The sequence below is a fragment of the Hymenobacter koreensis genome (assembly GCF_039541855.1).
In the GTDB taxonomy this organism is placed as follows: domain Bacteria; phylum Bacteroidota; class Bacteroidia; order Cytophagales; family Hymenobacteraceae; genus Solirubrum; species Solirubrum koreensis.
The window spans coordinates 204,888-220,321 of the sequence record NZ_BAABHA010000002.1 but is presented as its reverse complement, the minus strand read 5'-3'; the positions used below and the strand labels follow the sequence as shown (position 1 = coordinate 220,321).

Annotated in this window: 12 protein-coding genes; 8 read left to right on the top strand and 4 right to left on the bottom strand. The window is 55.9% G+C overall.

What is annotated here, in order from left to right:
- Window positions 1–87 precede the first annotated feature (87 nt).
- From ABD903_RS03855 to rpsF, 4 genes are all read right to left on the bottom strand, one after another.
- Window positions 88–2,130: a GSCFA domain-containing protein gene (locus ABD903_RS03855; RefSeq protein ID WP_345221567.1), complete on the bottom strand. Its 2,043-nt coding sequence runs from the start codon at window positions 2,128–2,130 to the stop codon at window positions 88–90.
- Between the two features lie 179 nt (window positions 2,131–2,309).
- Complete coding sequence (gene rplI / locus ABD903_RS03850) at window positions 2,310–2,753, bottom strand: 50S ribosomal protein L9 (protein ID WP_345221566.1); 444 nt, start codon at window positions 2,751–2,753, stop codon at window positions 2,310–2,312.
- 30 nt (window positions 2,754–2,783) lie between these two features.
- On the bottom strand, window positions 2,784–3,035 hold the full coding sequence (gene rpsR, locus ABD903_RS03845) for a 30S ribosomal protein S18 (protein ID WP_151077796.1): 252 nt from the start codon (window positions 3,033–3,035) through the stop codon (window positions 2,784–2,786).
- A gap of 1 nt (window position 3,036) precedes the next feature.
- The gene (gene rpsF / locus ABD903_RS03840; protein WP_345221560.1) at window positions 3,037–3,414 is read right to left on the bottom strand and encodes a 30S ribosomal protein S6; all 378 of its coding nucleotides are present in this window, start codon (window positions 3,412–3,414) and stop codon (window positions 3,037–3,039) included.
- Between the two features lie 379 nt (window positions 3,415–3,793).
- Here rpsF and ABD903_RS03835 point away from each other — a divergent pair, with 379 nt between their 5' ends.
- The 8 genes from ABD903_RS03835 (at window position 3,794) to ABD903_RS03800 (ending at window position 15,401) form a co-directional block, all read left to right on the top strand.
- A complete protein-coding gene (locus ABD903_RS03835) occupies window positions 3,794–5,122 on the top strand; it encodes a cytochrome c3 family protein (RefSeq protein ID WP_345221559.1) in 1,329 nt (442 codons plus the stop codon).
- A gap of 94 nt (window positions 5,123–5,216) precedes the next feature.
- Window positions 5,217–8,258, top strand: coding sequence for a TAT-variant-translocated molybdopterin oxidoreductase (locus tag ABD903_RS03830; protein WP_345221557.1), 3,042 nt, complete (start codon window positions 5,217–5,219; stop codon window positions 8,256–8,258).
- 73 nt (window positions 8,259–8,331) lie between these two features.
- Window positions 8,332–9,786: an NrfD/PsrC family molybdoenzyme membrane anchor subunit gene (gene nrfD, locus ABD903_RS03825; protein WP_345221556.1), complete on the top strand. Its 1,455-nt coding sequence runs from the start codon at window positions 8,332–8,334 to the stop codon at window positions 9,784–9,786.
- A complete protein-coding gene (locus ABD903_RS03820; protein ID WP_345221554.1) occupies window positions 9,779–10,303 on the top strand; it encodes a DUF3341 domain-containing protein in 525 nt (174 codons plus the stop codon). Before nrfD ends, ABD903_RS03820 begins: the two co-directional genes overlap by 8 nt.
- Window positions 10,303–11,025, top strand: a complete 723-nt coding sequence (locus tag ABD903_RS03815; RefSeq protein WP_345221552.1) for a c-type cytochrome — start codon at window positions 10,303–10,305, stop codon at window positions 11,023–11,025. The genes ABD903_RS03820 and ABD903_RS03815 overlap by 1 nt, the downstream gene beginning before the upstream one ends.
- Before the next feature lie 2 nt (window positions 11,026–11,027).
- Window positions 11,028–12,359 carry a quinol:cytochrome C oxidoreductase gene (locus tag ABD903_RS03810; protein ID WP_345221550.1) on the top strand — a complete coding sequence of 444 codons (1,332 nt, stop codon included), beginning with the start codon at window positions 11,028–11,030 and terminating at the stop codon, window positions 12,357–12,359.
- A 95-nt stretch (window positions 12,360–12,454) separates the two neighbouring features.
- Complete coding sequence (locus tag ABD903_RS03805; protein ID WP_345221548.1) at window positions 12,455–13,516, top strand: cytochrome c oxidase subunit II; 1,062 nt, start codon at window positions 12,455–12,457, stop codon at window positions 13,514–13,516.
- A gap of 28 nt (window positions 13,517–13,544) precedes the next feature.
- Window positions 13,545–15,401 (top strand): cytochrome c oxidase subunit I, encoded by a 1,857-nt coding sequence (locus ABD903_RS03800; RefSeq protein WP_345221547.1) that lies wholly within the window; start codon window positions 13,545–13,547, stop codon window positions 15,399–15,401.
- Window positions 15,402–15,434: the final 33 nt, after the last annotated feature.

Genomic DNA, 15,434 nt, shown 5'->3' with positions numbered 1-15,434 from the left:
GGCGAGGTAGGGGAGGAGGGCTAACGGAATACGCGTAACAGCCACTAAAAGACAAACCCGGTCGTGTGGGACCGGGTTTGGCAATGGTTAAGAGGCATCGGGCGCGTCGGGTTTGCGGCGTGGCGGCCGGGCGCGCCGCTTGGGTGCAGCCGGAGCCGTTTCTGAAGTTGACGCCGGCGCAGGCGGTACGGGCGGCGCCAATTCCGAAGCTGCTGCCGCTACTGCGGCCGCAACTGCTGGCTTGCGGCGCGGTGCTGCTCGCCGCCGTGGGGCAGCGGCTTGCTCAGGTGCCGCCTCGGCAGCTGGGGGAACCTCCGGCGCTGGAGCAGGCGGGGCTACCGGCGGCGCTGGCTCCAGGCCAGCCGTGGCCTGGCGGTTCGGACGGGGCCGGGCCGGAGCGGGTTTGCGCGCGGGCTTTCGGGTAGATGCTTTTTTGGGCTTCGCAACCGATGTTTCAATCTCGATGTTAGCTTCCGGGGTACTCGAAATGGATTCCGAAACAATCGACGCCGTTTCTGCCACTGGTGCAGCAGGCGTCTCGGCCACGGTTTCCGCTGACGGTGCCGGCTTTTTGCGCCGACCACGCCGGGATTTTGAGGTTCTTACCGCAGCTACTTCAGGTGCTTTTGCCTCCGAAACCATTTCAATTGGTTCGGGCTCATGCTCCGAAGCTGCGCCATTGGTTTCCGACGGCGTAATTTCTACCGCTAAGGCATCAACCGGAATGGCGTCCACAGTTTCGCTTTCCACCGTTTCGGCTGGTTGGCCTTCGCCGCGGTTGCCGCGCTTATGCTTGCGGCCGCCGCGCTTGCGCTTGCGCCGTTTGGGGGCTTCTTCGTCGGCGTTTTCCGCAGCGGTTACCTGCTGCGGCTCGTCGAGGGAACTACCCGCCACAAATTCAAAGAAGTCGTTTTCTTCGTCAATTTCGGCTTCCTGCGCTTCTGCAGCTGCCTCCGGTACGCTCACCGAAGGTGCCACGGTTTGTTCCTCAGCCAAGGCTGTAGCCCAGTCAAACACCTCCTGCGCAAGTGGCTCGTCTGCTTCGCTGGCGGCAGGTCTCTTGGCCGATTCAGATACGGGTGCTGAGCCTTCACCGATATCGATGCGCTCTTCGTCGTCCTCGTCTTCGGGCTGAACCACGGGTTTAGGCGGCGGCAGCGCAACAATCCGTTTATGCAGTTCACGCAGTTCCTGCCGCACGTTCACTACGTTGGACAGGCGCTGCAAACGGGCTTCGGTTTGCTCCAGGAAATGCCGGTGCTCCGGGGCCCCTTCGTGAAGGGGGCGGTGGCCCAACGAGCGTTGAATGGCGTCCCATTCGAATACAAAGTCCCGGAAGGCTTCGTCGAAGTAAGCTCCCATGAACTTCTCCCATACGTAATCCTCGGCTACCTCCGACGGGTGCAGCATATCGGCTCCGTAGAAGCGGTAGTCGCGCAAATCGTCGAGCACCAGCTCGTAGGCCGGGAAATAAGTAGTGCCGGGCAATAGCTCAGCCAAGTAATGGCAAGCAATGCGCAGCACCGATTTGCTCACCGAGTTCAGGGGCAAAGTGTCGCGTAGGTGCCGCACCGGGCTAACGGTTAGCACCAGCCGAATTTTGGGGTTCAGGCGCCGCAGCAAGGCATGGGTTTCGGCTACGGCCGTCACAATGTCTTCTGCCGATAACAGTTCTTTCTCGAACCTAGCCGCAGGCAGCTTGTGCAGATTGTTTACTAGTTCACCCGTATCGCGCAGGTGGTAGCTAAAAGCCGTGCCCAGCGTCCATACCACAACATCGGCGGTGCGCAGAAAATCAGCGGCCGAAGCCACCGTTTCCTCGATGCGCTTTACTAACTCGGCCGGCGAGTCAGCCCCAAAGTTGGCGTGCAGGTCGTAGCTCTGCCAGCGGCCACGGGCTTCCACCACGTGCTGCTGCCAGTCTACTTCTTCACCGGCCGCGGCACGCAGCAGCTTTGCCGCCGAAAGCGGATTGAACACCGTGCCGAAAGGATTAACCTGCGAGGCAACTTTGTGTGCCGCCAGGCGCGCCCCGATAACATCGGAAAAGCACGAACCGATGGTGAAGACCCGCGCTCCAACGGAAAGCGGCTGCGGGTCGGGTTTTATAGCTAATTCAGTCCGAAACATTCGCAAATGCGGCTTTAGCGCCGCGCAATGGACAAGCAACCTACGCAACGCGGCGCGTTTAGCCAAAACCAACGCCGATTTGTCCTGTAACCGACGTACGTACTGCGGGTAAGTTTGGCTGGAAAAAAGAAAGCCCTACCACGAGGGTAGGGCTTTCAAAAATGGCTGAAGCAGGCAGCTTACTCTGCTACTACGTTTACACGCAGCTTGTGCTTCACTTCGCGGTGCAGGTCGATGGTAGCAGTGTACTCACCAATGCTAGCCGGCTCAGAGTCCAGGCTGATGCGCTTGCGGTCCACGTCAAAGCCTTTGGCTTTCAACGCGTCGGCAATCTGCAGGGTGGTTACACGACCAAAAATACGGCCCGATTCGCCCACCTTAGCCGGAACTTCGATGGTGGTATCGCCGATGCGGTCGGCCAGGCCTTGCGCATCACCCTTGATTTTATCGGCCTTGTGAGCGGCTTGACGCACGTTCTCGGCTACGATTTTCTTGTTGGTCTTGTCGGCCAGCACTGCAATGCCCTGGGGCAGCAGGTAGTTGCGGCCGTAACCAGGCTTCACACTAACGATGTCGTTCTTGTAGCCCAGACCTTTTACGTCGTCTTTCAGGATTACTTCCATCTTAGTCGGTCGTCGTTATCAGGTGGAAGACTATTTCAGCTGGTCAGCCACGTAGGGCATGATGGCCAGGTGACGGGCTTTGGCTACGGCCTGAGCTACTTTGCGCTGAAACTTCAGGCTGGTGCCCGTGATGCGGCGGGGCAGAATGCGGCCCTGCTCGTTCACGAACTTCAACAGAAAGTCCGGGTTTTTGTAGTCGACGTAGCGGATGCCAGCCTTCTTGAAGCGGCAGTACTTGGTGCGCTGCTCTTGCTTGTGGATGCGTTCGTTAGCGAGGCTCATATTACTGGGCTACAGCTTCAGATTGGGACTTTGCTTTCTGCTCTTTCAGCTCGCCTTTGCGACGACGCTCGTTGTAGGCCACCGCGTGCTTGTCGAGGGCCGTGGTCAGGAAGCGGATAACGCGCTCATCGCGACGGTAAGCCAGTTCCAGCACGTCGATAGCCGTGGTGGGAGCAGTGAATTCTACCAGGTAGTAGTACCCGGTCGATTTTTTCTGAATCGGGTAGGCCAGCTTGCGCAGGCCCCAGTTTTCCGTGTTCAGAAGGTCGGCGCCATTTTCCTTAAGCACCTGCGTGAACTTCTCGATCGTCTCTTGAACCTGCGCGTCGTTCAAAACGGGCGTCAGAATAAAGACGGTCTCATAGTTTCTGTTGTCCATGTTGGAACAGAGATTTGTAAGTGAGACGATGAATGAGCCGGCAAAGGTAAGGCTTTTCCGGCTTGGCACGAGTAGTGAGTAATAAATATTTTCCCGAAATGCCGAGGCAATAAACTGATTGCCAACTGCCAAACCTTCGGGCATGTAGGTAGTTAACACTCTAGTAGGACCACAGAAGAGAGAAATTGTACTCCCACTAGAAAGCAAGACTACTAGAAGGAGTGCTATATAATAAGGTGTCGGGATAAGCCCTTAGAATCATTCTAAGCAGGCGCTAAAGGCCAAAAATTAGCCAATCCCGGTTTGTTGTCTGGCGTTCGTGGGCTACATTTGTGGCCCTAAAGCGCCCTGCTTTTACGTTTTCTCAGCACGTTTTGCAATGAGTAGCTTCCGACTACGTCCCTTTTCACACTGGTTTCTTGCTCTGTTCCTGACGTTTACTGCCGTTGGCCAAGTGGCCGCGCAAGACGCCGCAACAGTAAGTAAAGAAGGTGTGACCCCCGGCGCAACGCCGGCCGCTGCTGCCCCTGCGGCAGCAGGCACTGCCGCTCCCGCCGGTGATGCCGCCGCTATTGCCGCCGGTGATGCCCTTTTCAAAGGTAACTGTGCCCAGTGCCACGGTATTAATGAAGTGGTGGTAGGCCCGGCCCTGGCTGGCATCGACAAGCGCCGCCCTACGCCTTGGCTCATCAGCTGGATCAAGAATTCCAGCAAAATGGTAGCCGCCGGCGACGAGTACGCGGTGAAAATCTTTAACGAGTACCAGAAGCAGCAGATGCCCAGCTTCGCTCTGAGCGACGCGGAAATCACCTCCATCTTGGCTTATGTAAAAGCTGAAGAAGGTAAAGTAGCTGCCGCTCCTACGGGAGGTGGAGGTACCGCAGTGCCTGCGCCTGGCGACAACACCGAAACCGCTGAAGGCGGCGCTGGCAAGTACATGAACGCCGTACTGATGGTGCTCGTGGTAGTCCTGATCGTGCTGGTGGTGACGTTGGTAATCATTGCCAACATCATGAAAGACGTGCTGCGCGGCCGCAAAGACCTTGATGGCCGTGACTTGGAAGTCCTTGAGCAAAAAACCGACTGGGGTGGCATTTTGCGCTCCAAATGGTTGACCCGCACTGCTGTTACTCTCTTCGTGCTAGTGGTGCTATACAGCTCGCTGCAAAGCATCATGGCTGTAGGCTTGCAGCAGGGCTACCAGCCGACTCAGCCCATTGCCTTCTCGCACAAGCTGCACGCTGGTGAGCATCAAATCAACTGTGCTTACTGCCACACTTCGGTGTACAAGAGCAAATCGGCTAACATTCCTTCCGCCAATATCTGTATGAACTGCCACTCGCAGATCAAGACGACGTCGCCGGAAATCAAGAAAATCTACCGGGCCATTCAGCGCCAGCAGCCCATTCAGTGGGTGCGCGTGCACAACCTGCCCGATCTGGCTTACTTCAACCACGCCCAGCACACGCAGGTAGGTGGTATTGAGTGCCAGACCTGCCACGGTCCGATTCAGAACATGGAAGTAGTGTACCAATACTCGGCCCTCACCATGGGCTGGTGCATCAACTGCCACCGCGAAACGCCGCTCAACACCAAGAACAACGGCTACTACGACAACCTCGTGAAGCTGCACGACAACGCTAACGCGGCAGCTCCCTTCACGGTATCGTCGAACGGCGGTACGGAATGCTCGAAGTGCCACTACTAATTTGAAAGTACTGAGACCTGAGTGCTGAGCGACCGGAACTGCTCCACGCTACAGCCAACTCAACACTCACTGCCTAATACCGACTACTAACGAAATGCAAGAGTCGCCTAAGTACTGGAAGGGAATCGAGGAGCTCGAAAACTCGCCGGAGTTTCTGCACAACGCCTTTAGCGAGTTTGGCTCGTTGCCGGTGAAGGATAGCCACCCCTCGTCGGACGAGACGGTAGCGCCCCGCCGCGACTTCCTCAAGCTGATGGGCTTTGGCTTGGCTGCCGCCACGCTGGCTAGCTGCGAAGCGCCGGTTCGGAAAGCCATTCCTTACCTGAACAAACCCGAAGAAGTAGATCCGGGCATTGCCAACTTCTACGCGTCTACCTACTTCACCGGCGAGGACTATAACAGCGTGCTGGTAAAGACGCGCGAAGGCCGTCCGATTAAAGTGGAAGGCAACCCGGAGTCGCCGGTAACCCGCGGTGGCCTTTCGGCCCGGGGTCAGGCTTCGCTGCTGAACCTCTACGACAACAGCCGTCTGCAGTCGTTTGCCATCAATGGCAAACCGGCCGATCGGGACCAGGTAGATAAGGAGATTCGCACCAAGCTGGCCGGCGTAACTGGTCGCGTGGCCATCGTATCGCCTACCATCATCAGCCCCAGCACCAAGCGGGTAATTGCGGAGTTTGCTGCACGCTTCGGCGGTGCCGAACACGTGATGTATGATGCGCACTCCCAATCGGGGCTGTTGCGTGCCAACGGGGGTGTGGTACCAGGTTACGACTTCAGCAAGGCCAACGTAATCGTGAGCTTTGGCGCCGACTTCCTCGGTACTTGGCTTTCGCCGGTTGAGTTTGCGCACCAGTACATCCAGAACCGGAAGGTATCGAGCGAGAACCGCAACATGTCGCGGCACTACCAGTTCGAAAGCGCTATGTCGCTTACGGGCTCCAACGCCGACGTACGCGTGCCGCTGAAGCCTTCGGAACAGCCTGCCGCTGTTTTGGCGCTTTACAACCGCATTGTAGGTGGTGGTGCTACCTCCACATACAAGAACGCTACCTTGGATAAGGTAGCTGGCGAGCTGCAAGCTGCTCGCGGCCGTAGCCTCGTGGTTAGTGGATCGAACGATGCTGGTGTTCAGGCACTGGTGGCAGCTATCAACGCAGCCTTGGGCAACGTTGGTACCTCTATCAACCCTGCTGCCCCTTCGTACATGCGCCAAGGCGACGACGCCCGCATGCTGCGTCTCGTTAACGACATTACCAACGGCACCGTGGGCGCGGTTATTTTCTACCACGCCAACCCCGTTTACGACCACCCGCTGGGTGCTCAGATTCAAAAAGCACTGCAGGACAAGAAAGTTGGTTTGACCATTTCGTTCAACGAACGGATGGACGAAACCACCTCACTAACGCAGTACCAGTGCCCCGACCACCACTGGCTGGAGTCGTGGAACGACTTCGAGCCGAAGCGTGGTGCGTTGAGCTTGGCGCAGCCGGTTATTACCCCGTTGTTCAAAACCCGTCAGGCTCAGGAAAGTCTGCTGACGTGGATGGGCAGCCAAGTGAAGTACTACGATTACTTGCGCAACAACTGGCGCGGCGTGCTTGGTGGTAACTTCCAAGCCGGTTGGGACAAAGCCGTACACGACGGCGTAGCTGCTGGTACGTTGAGCCCCGCTCCGCAGGCCCAACTGGGGGCTGCTGTCGATGCTGGCCAAGCTGCTGCAGCCATTGCAGGTCAGCGTGCCGGCAACGGTATTGAGCTGGAACTGTACGAAAAAGTAGCCATTGGTAGCGGTTACCACGCAAACAACCCGTGGCTGCAGGAACTGCCCGACCCCGTGTCGAAGGCTACCTGGGGTAACTACCTCATGGTTTCACGTGCCATGGCCGTAGAAAAAGGTCTGGAGCAAGGTGATGTAGTAAAGGTTACGGCTAACGGTAAGTCGATTGAAGTACCAGTACTCGTACAGCCCGGCCAAGCCAAAGGTGCCGTAAGTGTAGCTATTGGTTATGGTCGCGAGAAATCGGGCAAAGTAGGTGACAAAGTAGGCGCTAATGCTTACCCGCTGGGCGTGGTTCGCGACGGTGCTCTGGCCTTCAACACGGTGGTTACCATTGAGAAGACCGGCGCTAATCAGCCGATTGCCCAGACCCAGACGCACCACACCATCATGGACCGCAAGCCGGTGGTGCAGGAATCGACGCTGGCGCAGTACCGCAAGGATCCAAAAGAAGTAACGGAGTACGATAAAATCTCTACTCCCGAAGGTCGTGAGAAGCCCAACAAAGTTTCGTTGTGGCAGGATTACGAGTATAAGAACCACCATTGGGGCATGGCCATCGACCTCAACTCGTGCATTGGCTGTGGCTCGTGCGTAGTGGGTTGTCAGGTAGAAAACAACGTGGCCGTGGTGGGTAAGCAGGAGGTAATCAACCGCCGCGAAATGCACTGGTTGCGTATCGACCGTTACTACAGCTCGAACCACCACAAGGACGAGTTTGAGACGGAAGGCAAACTGGCTACCTATGCCAACATGGAAGACCCTTCGGACAACCCGCAGGTGATTTTCCAGCCCATGCTCTGCCAGCATTGCAACCACGCTCCGTGCGAAACGGTATGCCCGGTACTGGCTACTACCCACAGCACCGAGGGTCTGAACCAGATGACCTATAACCGCTGTGTGGGTACGCGTTACTGCGCAAACAACTGCCCCTACAAAGTGCGTCGTTTCAACTGGTTCTCGTACTACGCCAACGAGAAGTTTGAAACCGTGAACGGTCACATGTTCACCGACCTCGGCCGTATGGTGCTGAACCCCGATGTAACGGTTCGGGCCCGTGGTGTAATGGAAAAGTGCTCGTTCTGCGTGCAGCGTATTCAGTTGGGTAAGCTGGAAGCCAAGAAAGAGAAGCGCCGCCCGCAGGACGGGGAAGTAGTGACGGCCTGTGCGCAGTCCTGCCCCACTCAAGCCATTGTGTTTGGTGACCTGCGCGACCCGAACTCCCGTGTGGCGCAGATCTGGCGCCGCGAGGATGGCGAACGTGCCTTTAAGGTTATCGAAGCCATCAACACGCAGCCGAACATTGTGTATCTGACGAAGATCCGCAACAGCGAGACCAGCGAGTTTTTTGCCTAAACCCTGAGCCAACCGGTAGCGCCGACTACGCCCGAAACGCCAGTCACGCCGCCTTTACTTTACCATAAAACATATGCAGCACGTTTCGCCTGTACGCATACCACTCGTAACGAATGGTAAAACGTACCACGACGTCACCCAAGACGTGTGCCGCCAGGTGGAGGCCAAGCCGAACATCCGCTGGATGGCCGCGCTGGCCGTGTCCCTGTTCTTCTTGGGCATTTTCTTCTATTCCGTGTACCGCACCCTGTGGTACGGTATCGGGGAATGGGGCCTGAACAAAACAGTCGGCTGGGCCTGGGACATCACAAACTTCGTGTGGTGGGTAGGTATCGGTCACGCAGGCACGCTGATTTCGGCGGTATTGCTGCTGTTCCGCCAAAAGTGGCGCAGCTCCATTAACCGTGCGGCTGAAGCCATGACCATCTTCGCCGTAATCTGTGCTGCCATGTTCCCGGTGTTGCACATGGGGCGTCCGTGGTTGGCCTTCTGGGTATTGCCCTTTCAGAATACCTTCGGTTCGTTGTGGGTGAACTTCAATTCGCCGCTGCTCTGGGACGTATTCGCTATTTCGACTTACTTCTCGGTATCGTTGGTATTCTGGTACACCGGTCTGATCCCAGACTTCGCTACCATCCGCGACCGTGCTAAAGGCCCCATTGCTCGCCGCGCTTACGCTCTGCTCAGCTTCGGCTGGAAGGGTGGTGCCAAGCACTGGTCGCGCTACGAAACGGTTTCGCTGATTCTGGCTGGTGTTTCTACGCCGCTGGTACTCTCGGTACACACCATTGTATCAATGGACTTCGCTACCTCGGTTGTACCGGGCTGGCACACTACCATCTTCCCGCCTTACTTCGTTGCCGGTGCTATCTTCTCCGGTTTCGCCATGGTACTCACGCTGATGCTCATCACCCGCGTGGTATTCAAGCTGGAAGACTACATCACGCTCGAGCATATCGCGCTGATGAACAAAATCATGATGATTACGGGCTCCATCGTGGGCGTGGCCTACATCACGGAGTTCTTCATCGCCTGGTACTCGCAGGTAGAGTTTGAGCAGTATGCCTTCATCAACCGGGCTACCGGTCCGTACTGGTGGGCTTACGCGTCGATGATGACCTGCAACGTTATTTCGCCCCAGCTGGTGTGGTTCCGCCGCATTCGCTACAGCATTCCGGCCACGTTCATCTTGTCGATCATTGTGAACATCGGTATGTGGTTCGAGCGTTTCGTGATTATCGTAACCTCGCTGCACCGCGACTACCTGCCTTCGAGCTGGGTGATGTTCTCGCCGTCGATTATCGATATCGGCATCTATGTAGGTACGTTGGGCTTGTTCTTCACCCTGTTCCTGCTCTTCGCTAAGTTCTTCCCCGTGGTGAACATGGCCGAAGTTAAAACCATCCTCAAGTACGGTGTCGATAACGGCCCGACCTACGGTGGCCCCAATACGGGGTCCCAACAGTCGGCCTACCGCACCCCCGGTGTTCCTGCCTCCGCCCCTGTAAACTACGACAAGCATGACTAAGCGTTATGCCCTCGGCATCTTCGAGGACGAAGACGTGCTGCTGCACGCCATTGAAAACATCCGCGCGGCCGGCGTAAAAATCTACGACGTTTTCTCGCCCTATCCGGTCCACGGCATCGATGATGCCCTCGGTATCGAACGCTCCCGTTTGCCCATTGCCGCCTTCTTCTATGGCGTATGCGGGCTGGCGTTTGCGCTCTGGATGCAGATTTACATGCTGGGCTTCGATTGGCCGATGATTATTGGTGGTAAGCCGCACATTTCGTTGCCCGCCTTTATCCCGGTTTCCTTCGAATTAACGGTACTCTTCACGGCCCACGGCATGATGATTACCTTTTTCCTGATCAGCAAACTGTGGCCGCGCTGGAAAGTACCGGTTATGGATGTCCGGGCCACTGACGACAAGTTCGTTATGGCTATCGAGCTGAAGGAAGGTACCGACATGGGCCAGCTCGGCCAGTTGCTCCGTGCCAACGGGGCATCGGAAGTGAACGAGAAAGAAATGACCAAAGAATAATGACGCCTTTCCTCAAACACGGCGTACAGGCTTCGGCTGTTCTGTTTGCTTCGGTGCTGGCCACGGCTTGCAACGATGCCAACGACACGGGCTTGGAATACGCGCCGGAGATGTACGAATCCATTCCGTACGAGCCGCTGAAGCAAGTAGATGCCAATACGGTTAACCCGATGGGCATTAACCAACGCGTACCTGCTATTGCCACGGTACCGCGCGGTAAGCTCAGCTACTTCACCCACATCGGCAAAGACGATGTAGCTACTGCGGAAACGACGCTGTCGAATCCCTTGGCTTACACCCGCCAGAACCTGGAAGAAGGCAAAGTGCTGTACACCCGCGTTTGCTCGCCGTGCCACGGGGAGCAGGGTGACGGGCAAGGGCTGGTAGGGCAGAAGTTCAAGGGTGTTCCCAACTATGCCACCGGTACCTACGCCACCATGAACGACGGGCACATCTACCACGTCATCCAATGGGGCCGGAACCGCATGATGCCTCATGGCTCGATTGTAAACCCGGAGGAACGCTGGAAGATTGCCATGTACGTACGGGTGTTGCAGAAAGGCAAAGGTCCTGATGCGCTTCCCGAACTGGTAAACGACCAATTGGAATCATCGCAGAAAACTAATCCGGAAACTCAAGCACCTTACGGCCAAGCGCAGGCCTCTGATATGTCGGAGGAGCCGGGTCAAGGTGAAAAGGCCCGTAACGGCAAGGCGAACTAAACATGGCAACAACGACGCATCATCACGAAACCGCTACGGCTGAGTTTCTGGAGCTGGCTCCGTCGGCTCGCCGCCGGTTCACTTTGTTCATGGTTGCTGGCGTAATTCTGCTGGCCATCGGTCTGATCTTATCTTATCTGGGCATAGGAGCTGAGCATCACGCTGCCGCCGGTGCTGAAGGGGCTCACCATACTGCTGGTGCAGGTTCTTCAGTAGAGCATCACGGCAGTCCCATTTGGCTGAAGCGCCTCATTGTAAGCTTGTGGCACAGCAACGTGTTCTTCACGGGTATTGCCGCAGTGGGTACCGTTTTCGTAGCCATCAACTACGTGGCTTACGCGGGCTGGTCGGTTATCGTAAAGCGCATTGCAGAAGCCTTCAGCGCTTGGCTGATTCCTGGCGCTGTTATCATGTTGGTTGTATTTGGGGTCAGCCTGATTAACCACGACATCTTCCACTGGACGGCCCCTGGTATCATGGACCCAAAGTCGGAGAATTACGATGCCATCATTGCTGGCAAGTCGGGCTTCCTGAACCTGCCATTCTTCGTGATTCGCATGGTGGTGTTCCTGTTCATCTGGTGGTTCTTCTCTGAGCGTCTGCGCAAACTGTCGCTGGAAGAAGATCAGATGGGCGGCACCGGCTTCTGGGACAAGAGCATCAATGTTTCGGCGCTTTTCCTCGTGTTCTACGCCGTTACTTCATCGATTGCCGCTTGGGACTGGGTTATGTCGATTGACACGCACTGGTTCTCGACTATGTTTGGCTGGTACGTTTTTGCTTCGTGGTGGGTATCGGGCATTGCCGGCATCACGCTGTGCGCCATCTTCCTCAAGCAAGCCGGTTACCTGCGCTTCCTGACGGCAGACCACTTGCACGATCTGGGCAAGCTCATGTTTGGTTTCAGCATCTTCTGGACCTACGTGTGGTTTTCGCAATTCATGCTGATCTGGTATGCTAACATCCCCGAGGAATCGGTGTACTACAACCAGCGCTTGGGCGGTTTCAACGACAAGTACACGTGGATGTTCTTTTTCAACCTGATCATCAACTTTGTCTTCCCCTTCCTAGTTCTTATGACGCGGGATGCAAAGCGCCAGATGATCATGCTGAAACTCGTGACCATTGCCATCCTGATCGGTCACTGGTTCGACTTCTATCTAATGATTATGCCCGGAACGCTTAAGGCCGACAGTGGGTTTATGATTGAGATAGGCGTGGCACTTATCTTCCTTGGTGCTTGGCTGACGCTGATGACCAAGCGTCTCTCGCAAGCTTCGCTGATTCCCGTGAACCACCCGTTCGTGGAAGAAAGCATGCACCACACCACCTGATTTTTAGAACTGAGATAGTAGCGTAGCACATGCAAACCCATGGAGGTTTCAGCTGCTGCTCTAAGCTCTAGGTTCTCGCTTCTAACTTCTCCAAAATGATTGCTCTCGGTATTCTCTTGGCGCTGGTTCTGCTGCTGGTCGTGTTCGGCCTGTTGTTCCGGCTACAGGTTCTGACATCCATTTTTTCGGGCAGCTACACGCGCGAAATCGGCCTTAGCAACCGGGTCAACGCCATTCTAATGTTGGTGTTTCTGGTTGTGGGCGGAGGGGCTTTTGCCTACTCGTTCGTGGAAAACTGGGACAAGATGAACCCGCCCGTTGCCTCGGTTCACGGGGTACACTTGGAGCGTATGTTCTGGACCACCATGCTCGTAATCGGCATTGTGTTCGTAATTACCCAGGTTGCCTTGTTTGTGTACTCTTACAAGTACCAGTACCGCGAAGGCCGCCGTGCGTTTTTCTTCTCGCACAACAACAAGATTGAAATCATCTGGACCGTCATTCCGGCCATCGTGATGTCGGGTCTGATTTTTGGCGGCTGGAAGCAGTGGACGAACATTACTGGTCCAGCGCCCAAGGAATCCGTTTTGGTGGAAGTAGTGGGCAAGCAGTTTAACTGGTTGGTTCGCTACCCCGGTCGCGACCAACAGCTGGGCGCGGCTAATTTCCGCCTGATCGACGCTACCAACGAATTGGGCATGGACTTCACCGACCAGAAGAACATGGACGATTTCACTACCGGTGAGATTCACGTGCCCAAGGGCCACCCAGTGTTACTGAAGATTCGGGCCCGCGACGTGTTGCACGCCGTATACATGCCGCACTTCCGCGTGCAGATGTACGCTGTTCCCGGCATGCCAACGCGTTTCTGGTTTACTCCTACCAAGACCACCGATGAAATGCGGGCCCAGACTGGCAACCCGAATTTCAACTACGAGTTGGCCTGTAACCAGATTTGCGGCCGTGGGCACTTCGCCATGAAGCTCAACATCATCGTTGACGAACCGGACGACTACATTGCCTGGGTTGCCCAGCAAAAGCCGTTCGTGGAACAGAACCCGGAAGTACTGGCTGACCTGAAACAGAAACAGGTCGAGTCGGTTAAAGAAGCAACGGCGGCCGCTTCGGCAACACCGCAAGCCAAGGCTTCGCTGTAACTGTAACTTACTAAAGCAAGCTTTTCTGATGGCTGCTACGAACATCCCGACGAACGCACATGCGCAGGAAGCTCCGCACGTGCAGCACCACGCCACTGGTGACCACCACGACGAGCACGAGCACCACGAAGGCAACTTCCTGACGAAGTACGTCTTCAGCACCGACCACAAGGTTATTGCCAAGCAATTCCTGATTTCAGGTATTTTCTGGGCATTCATTGGTGCTACGCTCTCTACCATTTTCCGTCTACAGTTGGGTTGGCCCGAGGCCACTCTGCAGTGGTTGGAGCCCATTCTGGGCCGTTGGGTAGAAGGCGGTAAGCTGAACCCCGAATTCTACCTAGCCCTAGTAACGATGCACGGCACCATCATGGTGTTCTTCGTACTGACGGCTGGTTTGAGCGGTACGTTCTCCAACTTCCTCATTCCGCTGCAAATTGGTGCCCGCGACATGGCTTCGGGTTTCCTGAACATGCTCTCGTACTGGTTCTTCTTCCTGTCGAGCGTAGTGATGTTCCTGTCGCTGTTCCTGGAAACCGGTCCTGCTTCGGCTGGCTGGACAATTTATCCGCCGCTGAGCGCATTGCCACAGGCAATTCCCGGTTCCGGCCTAGGCCAAACGATGTGGCTGGTATCCATGGCACTCTTTATTGTGTCGTCGCTGCTAGGTAGCTTGAACTACATTACCACCATCATCAACCTGCGTACCGCTGGTATGTCGATGGGTAAGTTGCCACTTACCATTTGGTCGTTCTTCCTAACGGCTATCCTAGGTGTACTCTCGTTCCCGGTTCTGTTTTCGGCCGCATTGCTGCTGATTTTTGACCGCTCGTTCGGTACCTCTTTCTTCCTTTCGGATATCTACATCGGTGGTGAGGCTTTGAACCACGTAGGCGGTTCGCCCGTACTGTTCCAGCACTTGTTCTGGTTCTTGGGTCACCCCGAAGTGTACATCGTAATCATGCCCGCTATGGGTATCGTGTCCGAAGTAATGGCCACGAATGCTCGTAAGCCCATCTTCGGCTACCGTGCCATGATTGGCTCACTGCTGGGCATCTCGCTGCTGTCGTTTGTCGTGTGGGCTCACCACATGTTCATTACTGGCATGAACCCCTTCCTCGGGTCGGTGTTTATGTTCCTAACGCTGATCATTGCCGTTCCCTCGGCCGTGAAAACGTTCAACTGGCTGGCTACGCTGTGGCGCGGTAACATCCGCTTTACCACCGCCATGCTGTTTGCCATCGGTTTTGTGTCGTTGTTTATTTCGGGTGGTCTGACCGGTATTATCCTCGGTAACGCCGCACTGGATATTCAGATGCACAACACCTACTTCGTGGTAGCTCACTTCCACTTGGTAATGGGTTCGTCAGCTTTCTTCGGTCTGTTCTGCGGTGTTTACCACTGGTTCCCGAAGATGTTTGGTCGGATGCTCGACGAGAAGCTGGGTTACGTACACTTCTGGTTGACGATGTTGTCGGCGTACCTGATCTTCCTGCCGATGCACTACGTAGGCATTGCCGGCTTCCCCCGCCGCTACTATGCCTGGACGGGCTTCGAGATGTTCAATCAGTTTGCTGACCTGAACGCTTTCATTTCGCTGGCTGCTATTCTGGCATTCTTTGCGCAGTTCGTGTTCTTGTTCAACTTCATCTACAGCATTTACCGCGGCCGTCGTGCCACCGAGAATCCCTGGAACTCGACTACGCTGGAGTGGACGACCCCAGTAGAACCCGGCCACGGCAACTGGCCCGGTGCTATTCCATCGGTCTACCGTTGGCCCTACGACTACAGCAAGCCAGGTGCTGAGCTGGACTTTATCCCGCAAAACGTGCCTTACTCGCAGACAGTGTCTTCGAACCTGCCGTACGAAAAGGAAATGGAGTAATTCGGGCTTTTTAGCTCGCAGAAAGGGAAACCC

What these genes read in the sequence shown, in the direction of transcription:
- ABD903_RS03835 (WP_345221559.1), top strand. Translation starts at nt 3,794, where the DNA reads ATGAGTAGCTTCCGACTACGTCCCTTTTCACACTGGTTTCTTGCTCTG.
- ABD903_RS03830 (WP_345221557.1), top strand. Translation starts at nt 5,217, where the DNA reads ATGCAAGAGTCGCCTAAGTACTGGAAGGGAATCGAGGAGCTCGAAAAC.
- nrfD (WP_345221556.1), top strand. Translation starts at nt 8,332, where the DNA reads ATGCAGCACGTTTCGCCTGTACGCATACCACTCGTAACGAATGGTAAA.
- rplI (WP_345221566.1), bottom strand. Translation starts at nt 2,753, where the DNA reads ATGGAAGTAATCCTGAAAGACGACGTAAAAGGTCTGGGCTACAAGAAC.
- ABD903_RS03815 (WP_345221552.1), top strand. Translation starts at nt 10,303, where the DNA reads ATGACGCCTTTCCTCAAACACGGCGTACAGGCTTCGGCTGTTCTGTTT.
- rpsR (WP_151077796.1), bottom strand. Translation starts at nt 3,035, where the DNA reads ATGAGCCTCGCTAACGAACGCATCCACAAGCAAGAGCAGCGCACCAAG.
- ABD903_RS03810 (WP_345221550.1), top strand. Translation starts at nt 11,028, where the DNA reads ATGGCAACAACGACGCATCATCACGAAACCGCTACGGCTGAGTTTCTG.
- rpsF (WP_345221560.1), bottom strand. Translation starts at nt 3,414, where the DNA reads ATGGACAACAGAAACTATGAGACCGTCTTTATTCTGACGCCCGTTTTG.
- ABD903_RS03855 (WP_345221567.1), bottom strand. Translation starts at nt 2,130, where the DNA reads ATGTTTCGGACTGAATTAGCTATAAAACCCGACCCGCAGCCGCTTTCC.
- ABD903_RS03805 (WP_345221548.1), top strand. Translation starts at nt 12,455, where the DNA reads ATGATTGCTCTCGGTATTCTCTTGGCGCTGGTTCTGCTGCTGGTCGTG.
- ABD903_RS03800 (WP_345221547.1), top strand. Translation starts at nt 13,545, where the DNA reads ATGGCTGCTACGAACATCCCGACGAACGCACATGCGCAGGAAGCTCCG.
- ABD903_RS03820 (WP_345221554.1), top strand. Translation starts at nt 9,779, where the DNA reads ATGACTAAGCGTTATGCCCTCGGCATCTTCGAGGACGAAGACGTGCTG.